We start from the raw sequence: 21,789 nt of genomic DNA, 5'->3' as shown, positions 1-21,789 counted from the left end.
ATCCAACATATAGCCCGAAGGAGCCATTTTCATATATAGACAATTGAGAGAAAATGAGAAAATCATGTAATAATACCGGTATCGTATGGTGGCTAGAGCAACAAATAGAAGGGAGGTCGTTTGAAAGATGAATAAAACGGGAGTTTGGTTGTTTTTTGCATGGACTGTATCAGCTGTGGCAACAAGCGGAAGTTTGTTTCTTAGTGAAGTATGGCATTTTACGCCATGTGTCTTATGTTGGTATCAAAGGATCTTCATGTATCCATTAGTCATTGTCTTGGGAATCGCAGCATATCGGCAAAAGACGCACATCGTCCCATATATCCTACCCCTAGTCATCATCGGCGGGGGCATATCTACATATCATAGTATCATTCAAAAACTCCCCAAAGAGTCGGATATTGCCGCATGCGGGCCAGTGTCCTGCTTGAATGACTACTTGAATTGGTTCGGCTGGTTGACCATTCCGATGCTGGCATTTGCAGCATTCGTACTCATCGCTGTAGCACTATTGCTGGCGCTGCGCTCGCAGAAACAACAAACAAACCAGTGATGAAGCTGAAACTTATATTTATATAGAAGAAAAGGCCGGGCTGGTTAACAGCCGGGCCTTTTTACTTTTTACCATGGCCATGCCGAATAGCTATGACAGTTTACCAACATTTTGTGTGCTTGCCGTAATAGGTTATTGGGCCGCCACCTTGGATGGTGTTACAAAATTTGGATATAGGATATAATAGCAGCAATAAGAAAGGATGATTGCATTGGAATATCTCTTCAATATTCATCCAAACCATGGCCATGTGCGGGGATTGTGTAAGGATGACCCTATCTTGAACGAATTGATCAATCGAATTGGCCATATTCGAGTACCTGTGCAGCCTGATGGTTTTACCTACCTGGCAAGAACGTTAATCGGCCAACAGCTTTCGGTTAAAGCGGCCGGGACGATCTTCCAGAGGATAGAACGTCTATGTGGGGGGATTACGCCCGATTCCTTCCTGTCTGTAGCAGAGGAGAGCTTACGGTCAGCGGGATTATCCAAGAACAAGCTAGGCTATATCCGGAACGCTGCTGAACAAACAAAAGAGGGAGTGCTTAACTTTCAAGCGTTTGCCGATATGGAAGACGAGGAAGTTGTTCGCTTGTTGACATCGGTAAAGGGTATTGGCCGGTGGACAGCGGAGATGTTTCTCATTTTCTACTTGGGAAGACAGGATGTTATATCTTTTGGCGATCGTGGACTTAACCGCGCTGCTGAATGGCTTTATGCAACAGAGAATAGCAGCGGTTCTTCTCCATTACTTCGTAAACATTTAGATTGGAAGCCTTACAATACGCTTGTTTCCTTATACCTATGGGAAGCCATTAATGTCGGCTTGGTTCAAGCTGGACCGTTTATAATTCAATTTGAAGAAAATAATGCATAGCTTTAAAGCTAGCAATCGTCAGAATGCAGGCAACCCCATGTCTGTGTTTTTTTATTATTTCTGAAAGGGGAGGATGGCCAACTTTTTCAGTGCTCTCTGGGTCTGTCAGGCGGTAGGGTCGGCTGTTTTCAATCAACAATGAATGGTAATGATCAAATTTTTTATATCTTGCGGACTTATTCCATATCCCTATGCTTCAACAAGGAGCTTATGGTACATTACTTAAAAATCATGACGAGGAGATGGAATCCGTTATGCATAAAGTAATCAATCCGAAAATCCATTACTTCGGGACTTCGGTCGTGTTGATCAGTTCCATCAACGAAGACGGCACCCCCAATTTGGCTCCGATGTCCTCCGTCTGGTGGCTCAATCAATCATGTATGCTTGGTATGAGCAGCAAGTCCCAGACTGTTCAAAATATGATTCGTGAAGGCGAGTGTGTGCTTAATCTCCCGTCGATTGACTTGATTCCCGCAGTTGATCGTCTGACCCTGCTAACTGGTCGCAACCCAGTCCCAGAGTCGAAAGCATCGAGGGGATATAAGTTCGAGGCGAATAAATTTGGTGTCGCAGGGCTAACTCAAGTTCAGTCCCATGTTGTTCAAGCGCCGCGTGTGAAAGAATGCCCCGTCCATCTGGAAGCCAGGTTGGTAAAGCTCCATCCTTTTGAAGAACCAAGTTCGCTTGTAGCCATCGAAGTGCACATTGAAAAAGTTCATATCGAAGATGATCTTCTTATGGATCCCAAATCAAACTATATCGATCCTTCGAAATGGAATCCGATGATTATGAACTTTTGCGAATATTTTGGTCTAAGCGAGCAATTGTCCGCATCAAAATTAGCGCCGGTATTCGGACCTGGTTCAGTAGAAAACATGGATATGAAATGAGTGGTGTGGCATATAAGAGTATGCCATGTGTATCTACCTTTGGTTTGAACTCAACAAGCTGCAATGAAAAAGCGACAGAATTCAACCTGCCGCTGGCCTTTATTCTTAATATTCGTGCACCTTCATACAATGAATGGATGCGTGATCCTATGAAGAAGGGCATATAAGCGCCGGGAAGGGGGATGGAATGCTTCTTAGAGCGAAATTACGTATGTGCGGGAAATTGAAAATGGCTGGAGGAAGGCTCGGACAGAACCTGAAGCAAAAAACAGAAATTCGAATCGGAATGGCAGCCAGCTCTTTACTGGATGCCGGTCATTCGCTTGCACCCCAGTTATCGGAACCGGGTTTAAGAATATGGCCTTGACGGGGAGCGGATTACTGTTAGTAGCACTGACAGGCTTGATGGGGGCGCCGCATTGCCTGGTGATGTGCGGGGGGATCGTTTCTTCTCTGGCCCTTCGAACCAGCGTCTCCCCGCTTGCTTGTACGTTAGCCTACAACGCTGGCAGAGTGACAACGTACACGGTGATCGGAGGCTTTATGGGGATGGTTGGCTCCTTTCTGGATGTGGCTGGCAGCTTTGTAGGCTTCCAAGGAGCGGCCAGCATCATTGGCGGACTGCTCATTCTGCTGTGGACCTTTCGTCGGTACACATTGCCCATTTATAACGCGCATCTGCCGAGACATTCTTTTTTTCACCTGAAATTGGAACGGCTTGGTCAGCGGTATGAGCTGTTTGCGACTTTTCTAACCGGCCTTCTGCTCGGTTTTCTTCCATGCGGTTTGACCTATGCGATGCATATGAATGCAGCGGCATCCGGTTCTGGTCTGGAAGGCCTCTTGATCATGCTGGTATTTGGACTTTCGACTTTTCCCATTCTGCTCCTAACGGCGCTGTCTGCCGGCAGTCTTACGAAAAAGTGGCGCAGAGGAATGCGCAAATTCGGCGGTTTTCTGGCCTTTTTAATGGGGATGCTGTCAATATTAAAGGGACTAAGCGCCAACGGATGGATTCCGGGCATTCACCCATGGTTATGGTAAGTAAGCAGGACTAACGAACTTTGAACAACGTCCTTACCGTGACATGCTGATCCTCCCAACGAAGGACCGCTTCCGCCTGCCAAAGTCCTTGCATAACAGGTACAGCCGTTGCGGTGTATACACCCGGCTTTGATTCGACAATTGCTGCGGGGAATACACCACAAAACATATCGGGCATAGTAAGGTTGAGTTCAATATCGGCGTTTATAACTGGCTTCTCAGGTAGCTCCGTAATGATAACCTGAAAGGATGTCTCCTTCATGGGTTCTGCAACAGATTGAACGGATTCTATTTCCATGCGAAGCTGCCCATCCGTATAAAGATCTTCTGCTTTGGAACGATCTTGAATCTGCCGGTACAGAATCAGAACCACAATCATAAAGAGCAACAACAAAGCAATGCCCCATCTTGTCTTCATGATATCCCTTCTTTCGTCTGAAAACATGAGTATTCTCTCATAGGTATGTAAGAAAAGGTCAGAACATGCACATATAGATGAGACTCTAGTTCCGAAATATGCGCCCGAACTCAAATATGGTTAAGAAATCCGTACCGAAACTAAATCCCCTCTGCAACCTTCTAGGGATATAGGAACTTCCCTGTGACATGGTTGTGGAGTTTTTTTTGTGCAATCAGCATAAGCTATATCCCGGAATATAGACACTTTTGAATAGGAGTGGCTGTTTTCCGGATTTGTTTCGGATTTGGCATGGAATGATGATGAATGGTAAGCATTTGTCTAATCAGGGGAACCCATCGTTGTTGAAGGTCTGAATATGGACAAGCAGCTGGTTATTCAGCGGATGGGTAGGAGTGTCGCTAATCTTCGACAGGAAGACCAGTTGGAGAATCGACAGATGGTGAGCAAAAAGTTGTCCCCCGATTTCCAAGCCAGGTCCAGTACCACGAAAAGTATCCCAACGTCCTGGCTTACGGAACGGTCACGGACTTACATATACCGGAAGGCGCTGAAAGCACCGGATGGGGTCATCTTCTATTTTTATTTGAATAAAAAAGCGTAGGCCCCGAGGCTGCAGTAGATTTAAAATTTTGCCTGAAATGAATGAAACGAGACATTACTTGACAACGTAATAACGAAAGGGAGTCATGGAACAATCAAAACTGGATAAAAACCTCTGTTGTTTTAACTGGAGATTACACGTTTTTAGCCTGAAGTTGAACTATGAACATTCTCACATAAGAGAGGAGAACTACTGTTGGAGTCAATTTGGTTGGAGTATGCATGGGCATTACTAATTCTTATTGCATTGGAAGGTTTACTATCAGCGGATAATGCCCTTGTTCTGGCAGTTATCGCGAAGCACTTACCGGAGGACCAGAAGAAGAAAGCGATCAATTATGGGATCATTATGGCTTTTGTTTTTCGCTTCGCTGCTCTGTTTGCGATATCGTTTATTGCGAACGTCTGGCAAATTCAGGCGATCGGAGCTGCTTATCTTCTATACCTCGGCTTAAAGCACATAATCAAAGCACGTTTCGGTAAGGAAAACAAGAATATTCGCGAGGACATAAAGAAAGATGCTGCCGGTAAAGGCTTTTGGCCAACCGTAAGCAAAATTGCGATCGCGGATCTCGCCTTTGCGATTGATTCCATTCTTGCTGCAGTAGCTCTGGCACTGGGTCTCCCAGACTCACCGCTACCGGATTTCGGTGGTATGGACGGAGGACAATTCTTGGTTGTCGTGCTTGGCGGAATCGCCGGGCTCGTTCTGATCAAATTTGCAGCCACATGGTTTGTAAAGCTGCTTGCTCAACGACCGGCACTTGAGACCACGGCTTATGCCATCGTGGCATGGGTCGGTGTCAAGCTTGCTGTGATTACCTTGGCCCATGAAGATATCGGGGTGTTAAATCATGATTTCCCACATAGCACAGTCTGGACCATTATCTTCTATGGTGTCTTGGTGGCGATAGCCCTTCTCGGTTGGTTTGCGCCTGGGAAAAATAAACAGTCACAGACGGGTCAACTCTAATTCCGTTTTTTCCATCATTCCTGACAGATGGCCTTCCCGTAAGGGAGGGCCATTTTGCATGCCGGCATATGGGATCAGTTGTTTTTTATAATCATAAATTGAAAGGATTATCCTAAATGCGTCGTTGATAATCTAAAAAATCAATGATCAGAATTAACAGTAATCTTGTATTATTTGAGTGGGAAAACGGTGAAACATCATGAAATGATTAGTTGAACTAGAATAATTAAAAGTGTCTTCATCATTTGATGAGAAAGGAGGGAGTTCGAGTATTCAACGCGCGGTTTCTTCGTTATTCCCAAGTAGTTCACCCTTGATGGTTACATGTATTTACTGGCACATCCCGGGTTTATCTCCGCATTCCGCAATGCGGTTATCATTAGTGCTGTTGGAACGGCGCTGAATATGGTGCTGACCTCCCTCATGGCATTCGGATTGTCAAGCGGTGGTTAAAATTTCACAATTCATTGAATTTCATGGTGTTTTTCACATAAAAGTACTTTAATAAAGGCGTCATGCTCGGGTCGGTTAAAGGATGAGCGAGCTTATTGAGGTAAATAAATTCGGATATGAGGTGGCAATAAGATGAATAATGAACCGAAATATGTAGCCCATCGCGGCTTAAGTATGCACGCTCCTGAGAATACCATCGCAGCCTTTGAGCTGGCAGGCAAATCGGGCTTTTGGGGCATTGAATGCGATACCTATTGCACAACGGACGGCCGCTGGATAGTCCATCATGATCGTACCGTTGACCGCATGACAAACGGGACGGGGAAGACAAAGGACTTCTCATTTGCGGAAATCCGAAGCTTGGATATTGTTGCAGGGAACGGAATTGGCGACTATCCCGGCCTGCAAATTCCGACGATGGAGGAAGTGCTAGGTGTCTGTTTGTCCTATGGTATGCACGCTTTTATCGAAATTGAGGAATATCATCAAGAACGGGATCTGGAAGTGCTGGTTGAGCTTGTTCGCCGCGCTGGCATGCTTGAGCAAAGCAGTTTCATTTGTTTCAATGCCAATGATCTGCTCAAGGTGCGAACGATTGACGATCGGGTGCCGCTTGGGTTTCTCTCGTCCAAATCACCAACCGCTGCAGATCTTGAGCTAATCGTCAGGTTACAGCCGGCCTTCCTAGATTACGATTATCATGTGACGACTCCGGAGGACATACGAAACATCAGGAGAGCCGGAGTGGAAGTCTCTCTTTGGACCGTTAACGAACGGGAGATTTCGCGGCCGTTTGAAGCGGCGGGGGCTGCTTACATCACCACGGACACGATCTTGTGGAAATAATGGAGCTAGGGTGACCTTGAAGAGTACCTCCAATAAAAGTTATGAGTTGACACGACACTAATTAGTTTCCTATAATCATTGTGTCACTAAATGGTGTCCAATTTGGATGGAGCCATTTGCAAAGAGATTGGAGTCTGAATAAGTTTCACTTGAAACAAGTGCTTGGGCCGATAGTCATCCAGTGCCGGAAACTTTGTCTCCTTAGAACATCTGGCAACACATCTGGTCAAGTGTGGGCATCCTAATTTGTTCTGTACAAACCATTTGAACAATGTAAAATCAAGTAGAAATTAACTCGACCGGAAGGATGTTGGCCATGAGCGAATCGAATCAGGAATATATCGTCATCTCGGCTGCGAGGGAAAACAATCTCAAGAACGTATCCCTGCGCATTCCCAAGCGGAAGATCACGATATTCACCGGGGTATCCGGATCCGGCAAGTCATCAATCGTCTTCGATACGATTGCCGCAGAATCCACGCGTTTGCTGAATGAGAACTTCAGCATGTTCGTGCGTAATTTTCTTCCTCGTTATCCGCAGCCTGATGCGGACGCGATCGAGAACCTGAGCATGGCTGTAATTGTTGATCAGAAGCGGCTCGGCGGCGGTTCCCATTCCACGATGGGCACGATTACCGATATTTCTCCCATTCTCCGTCTTCTGTTCTCCCGAGTTGGGCAGCCCTATGTCGGACAAGCGAACATGTTCTCGTTTAACGATCCCCAAGGCATGTGTCCCGAATGTAACGGGATCGGTCGCAAATTAGGCGTTGACATGAGCAAGGCACTGGACATGTCAAAGTCGCTCAATGAAGGGGCGATTATGCTGCCGGACTATTCGGTGAACGGCTGGGAGTGGAACATGATTGTGCAGTCGGGAGACTTTGATCTCGACAAGAAGCTGAACGACTATTCCGATGATGAACTGGAGCAACTGTTGTACGCCAAGGCAAGGAAAGTGAAGATGGATTTCGCCGGCAAGGCAACGAATATTACCGTGGAAGGCGTCATTGAGAAGTTCACGAACAAATACATCAAGCAGGATGTGAAGACGAAGTCCGAACGCACGCAAAAAGCGGTTGCACCTTACATCTCCGAGGGTCCCTGCTCCAGCTGCCGAGGTGCCAGATTAAGTCAGGCAGCCCTTAGCTGCAGGATCAATGGACTCAACATTGCGGAGATGTCCTCCATGGAGGTCGGTCAGCTCATTCGTGTCATGCGGGAGATTGACAACGCGATCGCCGCGCCGATGGTCAAGTCTCTGACGGAGCGGCTGCAGCATCTGGTGGATATCGGACTCGACTACCTGACGCTGGACCGTGAAACAGACACATTGTCCGGCGGTGAGTCGCAGCGCGTCAAGATGGTGAAACACCTGAGCGGCAGTCTGGTGGATGTCACGTACATCTTCGATGAGCCAAGCGTTGGCTTACACCCTCGTGATGTACACCGGTTAAATGAATTGCTTCAGAAGCTGCGCGACAAGGGCAATACCGTGATTGTTGTCGAGCATGATCCCGATGTGATCAAGGTGGCGGATCATATCGTTGACGTAGGGCCTCACGCCGGCAGCCGCGGCGGTACGATCGTGTATGAAGGAAGCTTCCAAGGTTTACTGGAATCAGGTACGCTGACCGGCACCCATATGAAGCGGCCGCTGCAGCTGAAGCACGATTACAGGCAGCCCACCGGCAAGCTGCCCATCCAGGATGCCTCACTTCATAACCTACGGAACGTGAGCTTAGATATTCCAACTGGCGTACTGACTGTCGTTACAGGAGTTGCCGGCTCGGGCAAGAGCACGCTGATTAACGAAATATTCCTCAGCCATCATCCGGATGCGATCGTCATCGACCAATCGGCGGTAGGCGTGTCAACACGCTCGAATCCCGCGACCTATACAGGCATTATGGATGATGTGCGCAAAGCGTTTGCTTCCGCAAACAAGGTCAGCCAAAGCTTGTTCAGCTTTAACTCCAAAGGGGCTTGCGAGAACTGCCAAGGGCTGGGTGTAGTTTATACAGACCTTGCATTCCTCGAGAACGTGAAGCTGCCATGCGAAATATGCGGAGGCAGACGGTTCAAGGAAGAGGTGCTTGCGTACAAGCTGAACGGCAAATCCATTGCAGAAGTGCTGGAAATGACAGTGGAGCAGGCATTGGAATTTTTTGAACTAAAAGAGGTTGTACGCAAGCTGCAAGCGATGAGTGATGTAGGATTGAACTATATTACACTCGGCCAGCCGCTCAGCACGCTCTCAGGCGGGGAATGTCAGCGGATCAAGCTGGCAAGCGAGCTGCATAAGAAAGGCAGCATCTATGTGATGGACGAGCCGACGACTGGCCTGCATATGTCAGATATCGGTGACCTTCTAGGGATCATGAACCGTCTCGTGGATGCCGGCAATACCGTGATCGTTATCGAGCATAACCTGGATGTGATCAGTCAAGCGGATTGGATCATTGATATGGGACCGGACGGAGGGAGCAGGGGAGGCCAAGTGGTATTCGAAGGCACACCTTCCCAGATCATCCAAGCGGAGCAGTCGATCACGGGAAAATACTTGACGTAATCTACATCCACACGGGGATTGTTAAGCCAGCGAATGGTTACCTGGATGTCGCCCCGTCATCGGATATCGAACGACCGAGACAAGCCTTTTCACTCGACTGGTTTTATAGTATGCTAACCATAAAAAGGAGGAGTGGGAAATTATGGTGAAACAGCTGATCGTCGGTGACGCCAGCCATGAGCTGGCAACTACGCGCCGTATCCTCGAGCGATTGCCCGAGGAGCAAATGACGTGGAAGCCGCACGTCAAATCCATGACCCTGGGCGGACTTGCCACGCACCTGATCAACATCCTAAACTGGCAAATCGCAATTTTTCTGTACCCTGAATTCGATCTTTCGACCGTACCGCTTCGGCGGGAAGCCTTAGAAAGACGCGATGACGTGTTGGAGGAATTCGACGCAAACGTTGTCAAGCTTGAAAAGCTGTTAGCCGAATGCGACGAGAAAACGCTCGGCGAGGAATGGACCTTGCGGAACGGCGACCATATCATCCTGCGCCAACCGCGGGCGATCGCGTTTCGCACCTTCGGATTAAGCCACATGGTCCATCACCGTGCGCAGCTCGGCGTTTATTTGCGGCTGCTTGATATTCCGGTGCCGGGCATCTACGGTCCCTCGGCCGACGAGGAAGGTAAGTGAACGAAAAGCGCTGAAAAGTATCAGGGCATTTGTCAGAGGACAAGGACATATACACAAACGAAGTCGCGGAAATCGCGGCTTTTTTTTGTCAGCCGATACGGACAAGAAGTTATTTTACTAACCGTTTAATTCATACTCTAATTCCAATCGATCTTGCCAGCCTAACATGAAGATAACGGGTAGTTTTATTGAAGCCATGATTAAGGTAATCGGGCGTTTTCGAATGGAATGATTGGATTATTCAAGAGAGCAATCTGTAAGAAATCAATGCATGATTCATTTGCTATGATTGAAGAAAGGAGTAGTCAACTAGTCAAATTCATTTTGGAGGGCTGGACATGAACCAGTATAACGAAACAAACAAAGCTGCAACGCAAGTAGGTGAAATGCGAGACCAAATTGACTTATAAGACCGTTTTTGAAGAAAATGCCGCTGTATTCGATAAGGTGAAAACCTATGCCGTCCCAGGTGCCGAACAGACCTTGGATCGTCTTGAGGAGCATCTCGTAGGCATGTCCTGAAGCAAAGGGGAAACGCTAGTTCATATTAGAAAGTGTAAAGCCTTCTATTAGAAGTAAACTAGATTTAATCACAATGTAAAAGGTGCCATTGTCGGCTTTGCTGGTTGAATGAGATGGTACTTAACGTCATAAGCAGTTCGAATATTGTATATGTAATTTCAGTCTTAAGGAGGAGGTCAACGAAGATGAGGTCCGTATAATAAGGATTGGAAAGGAGAGACATACCAATACTCAAGATGGGCATTTTTTAAAGACTAATTGGAGGTTGAAAAGATTGAATAGGCACGACAAAAGCACAAATGCACCAAGCCTTCTTCGCAATCGGTTCCTGCAGACGATTTTATTATCAAGCGTGCTCCTGCAGATCGGCATCTGGGTACGCAATTTCGCAATCCTCCTGTACGTTGCGGATAGAACAAACAATGATCCATACGCCATCTCGCTAATCAGCGTAGCAGAATTCGCACCTATTTTTGTGTTTTCGTTCATCGGAGGTACATTTGCGGACCGCTGGAGACCAAAGCGAACGATGATCTGGTGCGATTTATTATCCGCGGTATCGGTATTCGTAGTGCTTCTGACCATACATTACGGTTCTTGGCAATCCGTCTACCTTGTCGCATTCATCTCGGCTATTCTTTCGCAGTTCTCGCAGCCTTCAAGTATGCGGTTGTTTAAGTATCATGTGTCCGAGGAACAACTGCAGCAAGGGATGGCTCTATTCCAATCGCTGATGGCCATTTTCATGGTGCTTGGCCCTATGCTTGGCACCTTCGTTTACAGCACGTTTGGCCTTGAAACATCGATCGCTGTAATGGGCGTTGTTTTTCTGCTTTCCGCACTGGTCCTGGTTCGCCTGCCTGAGGATAATATGAAACCTCAAACGGCCGCAGTAAAAGGCCAATTCCGCAAAGATTTCGTTGAAGGCTTTCGCTATGTTTGGCAAAGCCAAGTGCTGCGTATGCTCGGACTCGCGTTTATTCTCGCGGGACTCGCTGTTGGCGTAGCCCAAGCTCTCAACCTGTTTATCGTAACGGAGCGATTGGGCAGGAGCGAGGAATTCCTCCAATATCTGCTGATGGTGAATGGCGCAGCCATGCTGATCGGCGGCGGGATCGTAGCCGTCTTTGCGAAGCGGGTTCCGCCGCAGGTTCTTCTTGCCATAGGCATGCTGGCAGGCGCGGTCTGTACAGCCATTGTCGGGTATTCGACGAGTGTTTCTGTCACACTGACCGTTCAATTTCTGAATGGGCTTGTTTTCCCTTGCATTCATATCGGGATCAGCACCATGATCCTGAAATGGTCACATGCTTCCATTGTCGGTCGGGTGAATGGAGTTCTGAATCCGATGTTTGTTGGCATGATGGTCATTTCCATGTCTTTTGCTGGCGCATTAAAGGATGCCTTTTCGCTGAGTACGATCTATAGCGGAGCCGGATTCTTATTTCTTCTTGGCGCAATGGTCATGGTGCCGATCATGAACCAAAAAGCGCCGGATAAAGTACTTACTGCACAAGAAACATAATCTCGCGATTTCTATTAGACTATAATGCAGAAGAGCAGGCTATGAATAATTAGTCGGTTCTTCTTCTGCATTCCCTAGTGATAACTCCCAGCAAAATACCAGCAAAAAAAGGGATGGTTAGAATATATCCACATCCGAAGTCGCGGAAATCGCGGCTTTTTTTGATTTAACGTGGTAAGAAGATTGCAGCTGTCCATTTTGTTATAATCATAGCTAATAGGAGCCTGCTTGATTTCTTTCCCAAAATGAATGTGAGGTGGTTGCATGGAAAAGAAATTATATAGTCGCATTAAGGGTGGCCTTTACGGAGTGGCTGTTGGAGACGCTCTTGGCGGAACGACGGAGTTTATGAGCGAGCGGGAGATTAAGGAGAAGTATGGCTATTTGACGGAGATTGTTGGCGGCGGGGTGTGGCAGCTGGAACCGGGGGAAGTGACCGACGATACGATGATGACGCTTTGTGTGGCGGCAGGGATACTCGAAAATCCTGAGGAGCCTATGGAGGCGATCGGGCGTTTCTTTATGGAATGGTACCAATCACGGCCCAAAGACATAGGGAACATTATCCGTCATGTTTTTCAAAAATACGAGGGAGACTGGTTCAAAGCCGCCTTTGTTGCGCACATGGATATGGGGCAAAGCGGCGGGAATGGATCGCTTATGCGATGCCTGCCGGCGGCACTGGCCTACAAGGACCCAGCAGACATTGACCGAGTGACAATCATGCAGTCACGGATGACGCATTATGATCCAAGATGCGCCGAAGTCTGTGTCATGTACAACCGAATGGCGCAACGCCTTATACAAGGCGAAAATTTAAGAGCAGCCATCATGGCCGAGGTGATGGGAAGCGAATACGAAGGTAACATTGAAGCTCAGCCGGATTGCCCGGCAAGCGGTTTTGTGGTGCATACCTTCCGGTGGGTACTACATATTTTGCTCCATACGTCAGATTTTGCAGGAGTCGTACAGAAGGCGGCAAATCTAGGAGAGGATTCTGATACGATCGGCGCCATCGCCGGTGGATTGGCAGGCATTTACAACGGATTTGAAGGCATTCCTGCCCGATATGCGGAAGCGATCCTCATCCAAGAGAGACTCGATCGGATAATTTCGCAACTGTATGCACTGAAAACTTCATAGAGTTGTTTGTTACCCTACAGAGGTTGAATGATGGCCATCATGATATATAAATTCGTAATCCTGCACCGAAATCTGCAAACTAAGGTTTCCATATGTAATTGATACAAATAAGAAAATAGTGTATTTTAAAGGAATGATAAACCTATTTTTCCAGATACGAGTAATTGTAGAAAAAAACTGTATGTTGGGTCTTGAGTGATACTGGCAGCTATTTTGGAAAGGGGTGACTTTAGAATGCTCGTAATGAGTATCATTTTGTATGCGATCGTATTCGTCTCCGGGTACTTATGGATCAAAAAAAAGCTGAAGGTACCCCACGATTCAGATAAGCTGCTGTATAAGCATATCAATCGATTTCATCTAATTGGGGAGCTCATCCTCGTAGCTGGTTCCCTAATCGCCCTTTACTGCATGAGATTTGTTTGGGAATGGAGAATGGAGGCTCATCAGGACGTTATTCTTGTATTAGCTATTCTACATGCATTCCGATCCGTTGTTGAAAGACGCTACAAGAAGGATTCCAAACAACACCTCCTCAGTGCTTATGCAAGTGTTAGCGGTTTGCTCCTTTTCCTTGGTCTTGAGTTATTTGTGTGACAACACAAGTAGAACGGAAGTTCTAGAAGAAACGGTTCATCTAAAACAAACCAATCACAAACTTGTTTGTGCTTCAGCACATGTCTTGTCAAAGAGTTTTGGATAAGAACAGCTGTATCGTAAATAATGCTCGGTATAAAATTCGGATATTGCCTGTTGCAGCGTAGTAGTAATTCATGTAATTGTTTTTCCAAGTCTTGAACCCACTGATCATTAAGAATCAGTGGTTTTTTTTAATCGGAGAGGGGAATCAGATAGTCCTGATGGCATAAGTTTTTTGACTGACACAGAGTCCCGATTTAAATAGCTGGTTAGTCATGAGAATTTTATTTCATGTTGACCTTGAGTTAACTCCAGGTGATAGACTAGATATAAGGAGGGATGTTCATGGAATATGTGAAACTAGGGAATACCGGACTCGACGTATCCCGCATTTGTCTTGGATGCATGGGATTTGGCGTAGCAGAGCGATGGATACATCAATGGGTGCTTAATGAGGAGAACAGTCGTCCCATTATTAAAAAGGCATTGGAGCTCGGCATTAACTTTTTCGATACAGCAAATGTGTATTCAGACGGTACAAGTGAGGAAATTGTAGGCCGCGCATTGAAGGATTACGCCAATCGGGATGAAATCGTCCTCGCGACTAAGGTTCATTTCCGTATGCACGAAGGTCCGAACGGCATGGGGCTGTCCCGGAAATCCATCATGAGTGAAATCGACAAAAGCCTCAAGCGTTTGGGTACCGATTATGTCGATCTGTACCAGATCCATCGTTGGGATTATGATACGCCGATCGAAGAAACGATGGAGGCCTTACATGATGTGGTGAAAGCCGGAAAGGCCCGCTATATTGGAGCTTCGGCCATGTATGCATGGCAGTTTCTAAAAGCGCAGCATGTCGCCGAGAAGAATGGCTGGACTCGGTTCGTCTCGATGCAGAACCATTACAATCTCATTTACCGCGAAGAAGAACGCGAAATGCTGCCGCTGTGCAAATACGAAAAAATTGGCGTGATCCCGTACAGTCCTCTAGCATCAGGACGATTGACACGCGATTGGTCGGAAACGACGCATCGTTCCGAAACAGACATGACTCAAAAATCCAAGTATGATGCCACTGCCGATGCCGATCGGGTAATTGTGGAACGGCTTGCAGTCATTGCAGCAGAGCGAGCCGTTCCCCGCTCGCAGGTTGCTCTTGCCTGGCTGCTGCAAAAACAACCGATTACAGCTCCCATTGTCGGTGCGACCAAAATGTCGCATCTCGAAGATGCGGCAGCCGCTCTCTCGGTCAATCTCACCTTGGAGGAGATCGCCTCCCTCGAAGAGCCGTATGTACCTCACCGGGTTGTGGGCGCGATATAGCCTAAGCATATCAGGAAACGGTATTGAAAGAAGAGAAGGTGAACCAGGCATGGCGGTGACGATTAAAGAAATCAGCGAAAGGTTCGGGCTTTCCCAGGATACCCTTCGCTACTATGAGCGAATTGGGCTGATTCCGCCTGTAAACCGGAATAAAAACGGTATCAGGGAATATACGGAGGAAGACATCAAATGGGTCGATTTTATTAAATGCATGCGTCAAAGCGCGGGGCTTCCGGTCGAGGTGCTTATCGAATATGTTACGCTCTTTCAACAAGGAGACGACACCCTCCAAACACGAAAAGGGCTACTGATTGAGCAGCGCAGTCGGCTTGCGGACAAAATCGAAGAAATGACGAACACGCTGGTACGGCTCAACGATAAAATTTCAAGATATGAACAGACCATTATAAAAAAAGAAAAAGCACTCAGAAAGCCGGCGGACTAACATTTGACAAAACCGGGTTGGGGAACCTCTTCCCACAACCCGGTTTTTTGCTTTAACGATAGGTTGACAGAGGACCAAAGGAATTCAGAAATAAGATCAACTTCTTGTAATTGATGTGAGAGGGAGGGGGACGAGCCAGTTCGTATTTTACGGGAAAATAAAAAAAACTTGGCAGATAAGCCAAGAGACAAAAAAATAATTGAACGCAAAAAAGCGCTATGTTATAATCAGTAGCGCAAATGAAAAATCATGTAAAACTGATATTATAATTACTTTTCCTAATTTAATTTTACATCAGTGACCTCTGATTTGTCAATGCACTTTTTTCAGACCAGATTGAAAAGGAGTGTGTTCAGGAAACATGGAAGCGAAGGAATGGCGGACAGAACAAGAACGGCTGGATCAGGTAAGGGAAAAGCTGAAGGCGAGGATCGACGAGTTGGAACCGGACGTTACCGGGCTGCGCGATCAGGCTGCGGAGATTCGCAGGCGATTCTGGGAAGAGGTTACGGTCAACACGAGCTCGGACGAAGATTTTGAAGAAACATTTTATACGATTAAACAACAGGCTGCGGTGTTATCTGAACGTGAGCGCCGTCATCGGCTTCTGACGCAACAATGGAGGAGCTTACATCGGCTGTTGCCTTCACCCTATTTTGGGCGCATCGATTTTTTAGAGGACGGCCTGAACGTGAGCGAGCAGATTTATATCGGAGTATCTTCCTTCATTGATGAAGATGGATTAAACTTCCTGGTGTATGATTGGCGCAGTCCCATCGCGAGTCTCTACTACGACCACTCCCCCGGTGCAGCCTCTTACGTCACGCCGGTCGGGCAGATCACGGGTACGATGGAGCTGAAACGGCAGTATCAGATTCACAATGGACAAATCCGTCATCTGTTTGATTCGAACGTAACGATCGGTGACGAGCTGCTCCAACAAATGCTGGCCAAAGGCGCGGACTCGCAAATGAAGAGTATCGTATCAACCATCCAGAAAGAGCAAAACGCCATCATCCGAAACGATCATAGCCGGCTGCTTATCGTGCAGGGGGCGGCTGGGAGCGGGAAGACCTCTGCTGCCTTGCAACGTGTAGCGTATTTGCTGTACAAAAACCGCGATTCGCTTAAGGCTGACCAGATCGTTCTTTTCTCACCAAATCAAATTTTTAACAGTTATGTATCCTCCGTCCTTCCCGAGCTCGGCGAGGAGAACATGCAGCAGACGACTTTGCAGGAATATCTCGAATATTGGCTGGGTTCATCCTTACGTCTGGAGGATCCCTTCGATCAGATCGAATATGTGCTGACTGCACAATCCACTCCCGAATATGGAGCTCGCCTTCAGGGGATGAAGTACAAAGCTTCCGAGGCTTTCTTGAGAGCCCTGCAGAACTATGCGCAGTGGCTGGGGCGGGAAGGCATGCTTTTCAAAGGCATTCATTTTCGGGATCGTGAACTGATCACCGCGGAGCAAATGAGATCGCAATTTTACAGTTATGACCCCTCCTTAAGCTTGGCCAATCGTGTCGATCTTCTGCAGAAGTGGCTTTTGAAGGAACTTTCACTATTGGAACGCAAGGAGCGGGGGGCGTCTTGGGTTGAAGAGGAGCTTCATTACCTGGACAACGAGCAATATGCGGAAATTTTCAGCGAGCTGCATAAGGATAGGGAAGTGTTTGACATTGCCGAGCGTTACGCCGTAGTTCACGAGAAAATAACCAACAAGCGCCGGGAAGATGAAGGTGACTTTGACTTCGCCGAGCGGGAGGAGGAATTGCTCAGCCAAAGGATCGTGAAGATGAGCTTCAAACCGCTAAGACAAAGCGTGAGGAAATTATCGTTTATCGATGTCCAAAGCCTATACGTCCAATTGTTTGACGATGAACCTGCTTATCAAGAAAAGACGAATGAGGCCGAGATCCCTGTTCTATGGCCTGAAATCTGCAAGCAAACCAAAGAAAAGCTGGACCGGCTCGAATTATTCTATGAAGATGCGACTCCGTATTTGTATTTAAAAGAACTGATCGAAGGTGTTCGGACGAACACGGAGATTCGGCATGTCTTTGTCGATGAGGGGCAGGATTACTCGACGTTTCAATATGAGTATCTCAAAAAACTATTTCCTCGTGCCCGTATGACGGTACTCGGCGATTTCGGGCAGGCGATTTTTACACAGTCTACAAAGCTGCAGGAGTCCGATTCGCCGCTGGTTCAGCTTTATGGTGAAGCCGAAACAAGCTTGATCCGCCTTGTTCGCAGTTATCGTTCAACTCGTGAGATCGTGGAATTTACGAAAATGCTGCTCTCTGATGAGTCGGAAATCGTCCCCTTTGAAAGGAGCGGACCGAAGCCTCTCCTCACTAGGTTAGAAGGTGGGGAGAAGCGTGACGCACGGATATTGAAAGACATCGCGGCACTACAAGCCGAAGGCTTCGAATCTATTGCCGTCATAACGAAGACTGCGGCTGAAAGCCGCACAGCCTTTGAATCATTACGGAGGCAAGGAAGCGAGGCATTGCAGCTCATTACGAAGGAGACGGTTACCTTTGATAAAGGAGCTATGGTTATCCCCGTGTATCTCGCGAAGGGTGTTGAGTTCGATGCAGTTCTGATTTATGAGGCTTCATCTCAAGCTTACAGCCGGGAAAATGATCGCAAACTTCTGTATACAGCATGTACAAGAGCCATGCATCGGCTTCTTGTTTACACGACGGGCGATTGGTCGCCGTTCGTGCAGGCATTGTCTGTAGGTTTGTATGAGAAAGCAGCATATTAACGGATCGGGAATGGCGCTCTTCCGCGATTAGCTGCTGCTCATGATTCAGCAAATCTTCGAGAATTGATCCATGTGTTCCTCAACTATCATTTTTATCCATACACAGCTCGACGAGAAGCAAGCAGGGATCATGTCAGCTCCTATGCAAACAATTATGCCTAATCCCTCGTAGTTAACATGTAAACAGCCTAGGCCGTTCGTCGGCCAAGGCTGTTTTTTACTGCATGTTAGTCTGTGCAATACGCTTTACAAGCGCAAGGGACTTTCATTGCCGGCACGGCTCAGTGCGGCTTGTCGTTAGACGACAGAGCTCATCGTCTTAGCCGACGTTAAACGCTGACGGTAGGTTCAACTGTAGTAATTCTATTATTGACTGAATCGAGATTCACGGTTGCGCCAATCGGCAAAGCGGCTTTATAAATACCATGTCCTGTAGCAAGGTTCGTTATAAGCGGCTTACCGAGAGGTACCACAAATTCGTTGATTACATCTTCATAGGATTTGCCATAAGCCGCCTGGCAGCCCGAGCATTCCCCCATAATAATGCCGATGCAGTCACGAAATTTTCCGGCAAGCTTCAAATCATTCAAGTACCTGTAAACGGTATTGGTAGGTTCATGTGTTTCTTCGAGAACGAGAATTTTACCGCGTGTATCGATTTCAAAAGGCGTGCCTAGCGTATCGACAAACGATGTCAGATTGCCGCCCACAAGCTGCCCCGTAACGTTGCCCGGAACACGGCTTATCAGCGGCATCCCCGGCGGATTCAAGATTGACCGGGTTGATGAATATACGGATGTTGCGGAAAAAAACTGATCGAAATTATAAGCGGGCGTTTCAGGCTTAAAGTCAATAAGCAGCAGACTATGGAATGTTATTAAATCCACATATTGATGCAGTACATTGAGTAGTACCGTGATATCACTGTAACCCGTAACGATTTTTGGATTATTTCGTATCTCATTATAATCAAGGTACGGAAGAATTCCGGCCACTCCTGTACCGCCTCGTGTGGGCAGTATCATTTTAACCTGCTCATCTCGAAACATCATCATTAAATCGGCTGCCCGCTGCTCGTCTGTGCCGGCAAGAAACCCGTTTTGCGCATATACATATCGACCCAATACAACATTAAGTTCCATTGCTCTCAAATATTCGATTCGTGCATTAATGATGTCAGCAGCGAGCGGGCTACCCAAGGTGACGATTCCAACGGTATCGCCCCTCTGCAAGATTGGCGGACGTATCGGCATATCCTTTTCTTCCTTCCCTGATTATAGAAGAATCCATCGTGATCATGTCTGTAAAATATATTGGCAAAGTCCGCAGTGCAGTACTAAAAAGTAGCTTGTTACCTTATTTATGAAGACTTCGATTGTTGGATAGCTGTTTCGATGTAGGCTCTCAAAGTCTTGATGAAGGTGCGCATGGCATATCCGACATACCTATCGCTACGGTAGATCAGGCAAATGTCTTGAGAAGGCGTAGGATTCCTCAGGTGCACCACCTTGATGTCTGGATTGTCCAGATTCTCCAGCAGAAGTCGCGGCAGAACACAAGCGCCAACTCCGCTCTGTACCATTTGAAGGAGGGAAGATAATGTTGTCGTCACCATATGCGGCTGTAGAGAAAACCCGTTGTCCATGCAAAAGCGATCGATCAGCTTGCGGCATTGGTGGTCTGCTGGAAACATGACCATCTTTAAGGCTTGCAGTCTGTTCAAGGGGATGAAGTTCTCCGTGGCAAGAGGATCATTCATACTTACCGCCAATGAGAACTCCTCATGAAACAGTGGAATTGACGTGACACGTTCATCGATAACAGGTCCAATGGTTACGCCGACATCGATGCTTCGGTCCAGAACTTGTTCTGTTACTTTTGTGGTTTCCAAAAGGGACAGCGAGATAGTGGGATAGGTCTGATGGAAGTTTAGTAGCATGGCATTGAACATGAGATCCGCGTCACCGGGCAAGACCCCGATGGAAAGAGATCCGCCTTGCATTTGCTTCAGATCTGCGATGGCGTCGCCCGCTTGCTGCAGATGCGTGAATACGGCAGCACCATGTTCACGAAGAATCGCTCCAGCGTCTGTAAGGACAATTGTTTTTCCCACACGATCGAACAACAGAACCCCGAATTCTTCTTCTAATCTCCTTATCTGCTGGCTGATGTTGGGTGCACTGACTCCCATTTTTTCGGCTGCTCTCGTGAAATGAAGCTCTTCACAAATAGCCATGAAATATTGCAGTTGTTTTAACTCCATCGCGCACACCTGCTTTCTATTGCCTGTTTGGGTGAATGTTACAGATTATTGTTACTTCATCTTCCTTATCCTGTCAATGCATCATCATTAACTTATACTTAACGTTCCGGTAACGCCCACTGCATTGATGGAAAGTTCCATGAGACCTATATTAAGAATAGTTCAAGTGTTTCTCATGAAAAGGAGGAAATCAACATGTCTGAAATGATGATCAACACGGCAAAAACCGCACGTCAAGTGCTACTGCAGCAGGTGCAGGCGATCCCTGAGGAACTGTTCGACATTCAACCGGCTGGTTTCAACAATACAATCCGTTGGAATGTTGGTCATATGATTTATTGGATGGATAAGTACTCTCCCTTGATCTTCGGCTCACCATCGGCCATACCGGACTTGTATGATACGCTGTTTAACTCTGGAACAAAGCCTTTGGACTGGACGTTTGCTCCTCCATCGAAGGAAGAGTTGGTCGAGATGTTAACCGGGCAGCTTTCCCGCTTATCAGAGTTGAAACCTGAAATGCTGGGCGAGAAGCTTTCAACTCCGTTTGCCCTGGGACCGTTCCAATTTAACATCTCTGGTGAGTTGTTAAACTTCATTCTGTTTCACGAAGCTTTTCACCTTGGGACGATATCGAGCCAGTTAAAGGTTTTGTCGCGCTAACCTATCAATAGCTAGAGTCCTCTATCTTGCCGCCTCACCAATCCAAACGACTTGATGGAAACAGCGACAGCGACCAGTCAACCATAATGAGGAGGAATCTTTCATGGAAAAATCCTTTAGCTCGGTCCCATCCCGAACTAGCGAAGCGTTTGATGCTTTTAGCCAAGCTTTAGAAACAGGGCATACAGAAGATTTTCTTAAGAAGGTTACGGAAGATTTTCATTTCTTCGTTCCGCTTCCCCTAGAGGGGTGGAATCACGAGCAGCAAGGCAAAGAGCGGTTCGAGGAATTGATCCGGTTCGAGCGCTCCGTATTTAAGATGCAGCTGACTCCACTCATCGTGCTTGAGAACGAGGACCACGGGGTTGTGGTATTTCGCTCGGAAGGTTTGCTGAATGGGCGGCCTTTTCGCAATGAGCTTGCAATCGTCTTCGAGTTTGAGGCAGAGCGGATCCGATCCTTCCGTGAATATGTAGGTATGCCGTTAAAAAACTACGAGACCCCATAATCGATACTACCGTGAAAAAGCAACGATTCATTTTATTAGGTCTATAAATTGAATCGTTTCTATATTAGAATATAAAAAACCATCAGTAATCTGAAGTGACCCCT

General features: G+C 47.0%; 21 protein-coding genes and 1 pseudogene. 19 read left to right on the top strand and 3 right to left on the bottom strand.

The genetic code is table 11. The features are described from left to right. Positions 1-127: 127 nt before the first annotated feature. The 4 genes from PLA01S_RS15665 to PLA01S_RS15650 all read left to right on the top strand — a co-directional run bounded on the left by PLA01S_RS15665 (position 128) and on the right by PLA01S_RS15650 (position 3,367). Positions 128-553 carry a disulfide oxidoreductase gene (locus PLA01S_RS15665; protein ID WP_071220808.1) on the top strand — a complete coding sequence of 142 codons (426 nt, stop codon included), beginning with the start codon at positions 128-130 and terminating at the stop codon, positions 551-553. A 280-nt stretch (positions 554-833) separates the two neighbouring features. Continuing rightward, positions 834-1,430, top strand: coding sequence for a DNA-3-methyladenine glycosylase family protein (locus PLA01S_RS15660; RefSeq protein WP_164817435.1), 597 nt, complete (start codon positions 834-836; stop codon positions 1,428-1,430). Positions 1,431-1,684: 254 nt separating this feature from the next. Further along, positions 1,685-2,323, top strand: a complete 639-nt coding sequence (locus PLA01S_RS15655) for a flavin reductase family protein (protein WP_127593015.1) — start codon at positions 1,685-1,687, stop codon at positions 2,321-2,323. A gap of 357 nt (positions 2,324-2,680) precedes the next feature. Then, positions 2,681-3,367: a sulfite exporter TauE/SafE family protein gene (locus tag PLA01S_RS15650; protein ID WP_127593014.1), complete on the top strand. Its 687-nt coding sequence runs from the start codon at positions 2,681-2,683 to the stop codon at positions 3,365-3,367. Between the two features lie 10 nt (positions 3,368-3,377). Here PLA01S_RS15650 and PLA01S_RS15645 read toward each other — a convergent pair whose 3' ends face one another. Next, a complete protein-coding gene (locus PLA01S_RS15645; protein WP_127593013.1) occupies positions 3,378-3,785 on the bottom strand; it encodes a FixH family protein in 408 nt (135 codons plus the stop codon). Positions 3,786-4,143: 358 nt separating this feature from the next. Here PLA01S_RS15645 and PLA01S_RS15640 point away from each other — a divergent pair, with 358 nt between their 5' ends. The 13 genes and pseudogenes from PLA01S_RS15640 (at position 4,144) to helD (ending at position 18,251) form a co-directional block, all read left to right on the top strand. Continuing rightward, the gene (locus tag PLA01S_RS15640; protein ID WP_127593012.1) at positions 4,144-4,389 is read left to right on the top strand and encodes a hypothetical protein; all 246 of its coding nucleotides are present in this window, start codon (positions 4,144-4,146) and stop codon (positions 4,387-4,389) included. 195 nt (positions 4,390-4,584) lie between these two features. Beyond that, the gene (locus PLA01S_RS15635) at positions 4,585-5,361 is read left to right on the top strand and encodes a TerC family protein (protein ID WP_127593011.1); all 777 of its coding nucleotides are present in this window, start codon (positions 4,585-4,587) and stop codon (positions 5,359-5,361) included. A 324-nt stretch (positions 5,362-5,685) separates the two neighbouring features. Further along, a complete protein-coding gene (locus PLA01S_RS32835; RefSeq protein WP_272868149.1) occupies positions 5,686-5,814 on the top strand; it encodes a hypothetical protein in 129 nt (42 codons plus the stop codon). 132 nt (positions 5,815-5,946) lie between these two features. Then, complete coding sequence (locus tag PLA01S_RS15630) at positions 5,947-6,660, top strand: glycerophosphodiester phosphodiesterase (RefSeq protein WP_127593010.1); 714 nt, start codon at positions 5,947-5,949, stop codon at positions 6,658-6,660. A 316-nt stretch (positions 6,661-6,976) separates the two neighbouring features. Next, a complete protein-coding gene (locus PLA01S_RS15625) occupies positions 6,977-9,232 on the top strand; it encodes an ATP-binding cassette domain-containing protein (protein ID WP_127593009.1) in 2,256 nt (751 codons plus the stop codon). 142 nt (positions 9,233-9,374) lie between these two features. Continuing rightward, positions 9,375-9,872 (top strand): DinB family protein, encoded by a 498-nt coding sequence (locus tag PLA01S_RS15620; protein WP_127593008.1) that lies wholly within the window; start codon positions 9,375-9,377, stop codon positions 9,870-9,872. Between the two features lie 390 nt (positions 9,873-10,262). After that, a pseudogene (locus tag PLA01S_RS15615) lies at positions 10,263-10,394 on the top strand (polyketide cyclase); the annotation flags it as partial. A 274-nt stretch (positions 10,395-10,668) separates the two neighbouring features. After that, positions 10,669-11,919, top strand: coding sequence for an MFS transporter (locus PLA01S_RS15610; RefSeq protein ID WP_127593007.1), 1,251 nt, complete (start codon positions 10,669-10,671; stop codon positions 11,917-11,919). A 264-nt stretch (positions 11,920-12,183) separates the two neighbouring features. Then, complete coding sequence (locus PLA01S_RS15605) at positions 12,184-13,062, top strand: ADP-ribosylglycohydrolase family protein (RefSeq protein ID WP_127593006.1); 879 nt, start codon at positions 12,184-12,186, stop codon at positions 13,060-13,062. Positions 13,063-13,296: 234 nt separating this feature from the next. Beyond that, on the top strand, positions 13,297-13,659 hold the full coding sequence (locus tag PLA01S_RS15600; protein WP_127593005.1) for a DUF4181 domain-containing protein: 363 nt from the start codon (positions 13,297-13,299) through the stop codon (positions 13,657-13,659). Positions 13,660-14,046: 387 nt separating this feature from the next. Continuing rightward, positions 14,047-15,027: an aldo/keto reductase gene (locus tag PLA01S_RS15595; protein WP_127593004.1), complete on the top strand. Its 981-nt coding sequence runs from the start codon at positions 14,047-14,049 to the stop codon at positions 15,025-15,027. Between the two features lie 49 nt (positions 15,028-15,076). Continuing rightward, on the top strand, positions 15,077-15,472 hold the full coding sequence (locus PLA01S_RS15590) for a MerR family transcriptional regulator (protein WP_218033653.1): 396 nt from the start codon (positions 15,077-15,079) through the stop codon (positions 15,470-15,472). A 361-nt stretch (positions 15,473-15,833) separates the two neighbouring features. Further along, positions 15,834-18,251 carry an RNA polymerase recycling motor HelD gene (helD, locus tag PLA01S_RS15585; protein ID WP_127593003.1) on the top strand — a complete coding sequence of 806 codons (2,418 nt, stop codon included), beginning with the start codon at positions 15,834-15,836 and terminating at the stop codon, positions 18,249-18,251. A 329-nt stretch (positions 18,252-18,580) separates the two neighbouring features. Here helD and PLA01S_RS15580 read toward each other — a convergent pair whose 3' ends face one another. Together PLA01S_RS15580 and PLA01S_RS15575 are read right to left on the bottom strand one after the other, a co-directional pair. After that, positions 18,581-19,504 carry a S66 peptidase family protein gene (locus PLA01S_RS15580; RefSeq protein WP_127593002.1) on the bottom strand — a complete coding sequence of 308 codons (924 nt, stop codon included), beginning with the start codon at positions 19,502-19,504 and terminating at the stop codon, positions 18,581-18,583. A 107-nt stretch (positions 19,505-19,611) separates the two neighbouring features. Beyond that, positions 19,612-20,514: a LysR family transcriptional regulator gene (locus tag PLA01S_RS15575; protein WP_127593001.1), complete on the bottom strand. Its 903-nt coding sequence runs from the start codon at positions 20,512-20,514 to the stop codon at positions 19,612-19,614. A 195-nt stretch (positions 20,515-20,709) separates the two neighbouring features. Between PLA01S_RS15575 and PLA01S_RS15570 the strand changes: the two genes are divergently transcribed. Together PLA01S_RS15570 and PLA01S_RS15565 are read left to right on the top strand one after the other, a co-directional pair. Continuing rightward, entirely contained in the window at positions 20,710-21,177 is a 468-nt protein-coding gene (locus tag PLA01S_RS15570; protein ID WP_127593000.1) for a DinB family protein, read from the top strand. Between the two features lie 103 nt (positions 21,178-21,280). Next, on the top strand, positions 21,281-21,685 hold the full coding sequence (locus PLA01S_RS15565) for a nuclear transport factor 2 family protein (protein ID WP_127592999.1): 405 nt from the start codon (positions 21,281-21,283) through the stop codon (positions 21,683-21,685). Positions 21,686-21,789 lie beyond the last annotated feature (104 nt).

Source organism: Paenibacillus lautus NBRC 15380 (genome assembly GCF_004000945.1).
In the GTDB taxonomy this organism is placed as follows: domain Bacteria; phylum Bacillota; class Bacilli; order Paenibacillales; family Paenibacillaceae; genus Paenibacillus_AQ; species Paenibacillus_AQ lautus.
This window is presented reverse-complemented; position numbering and strand designations above follow the sequence as displayed.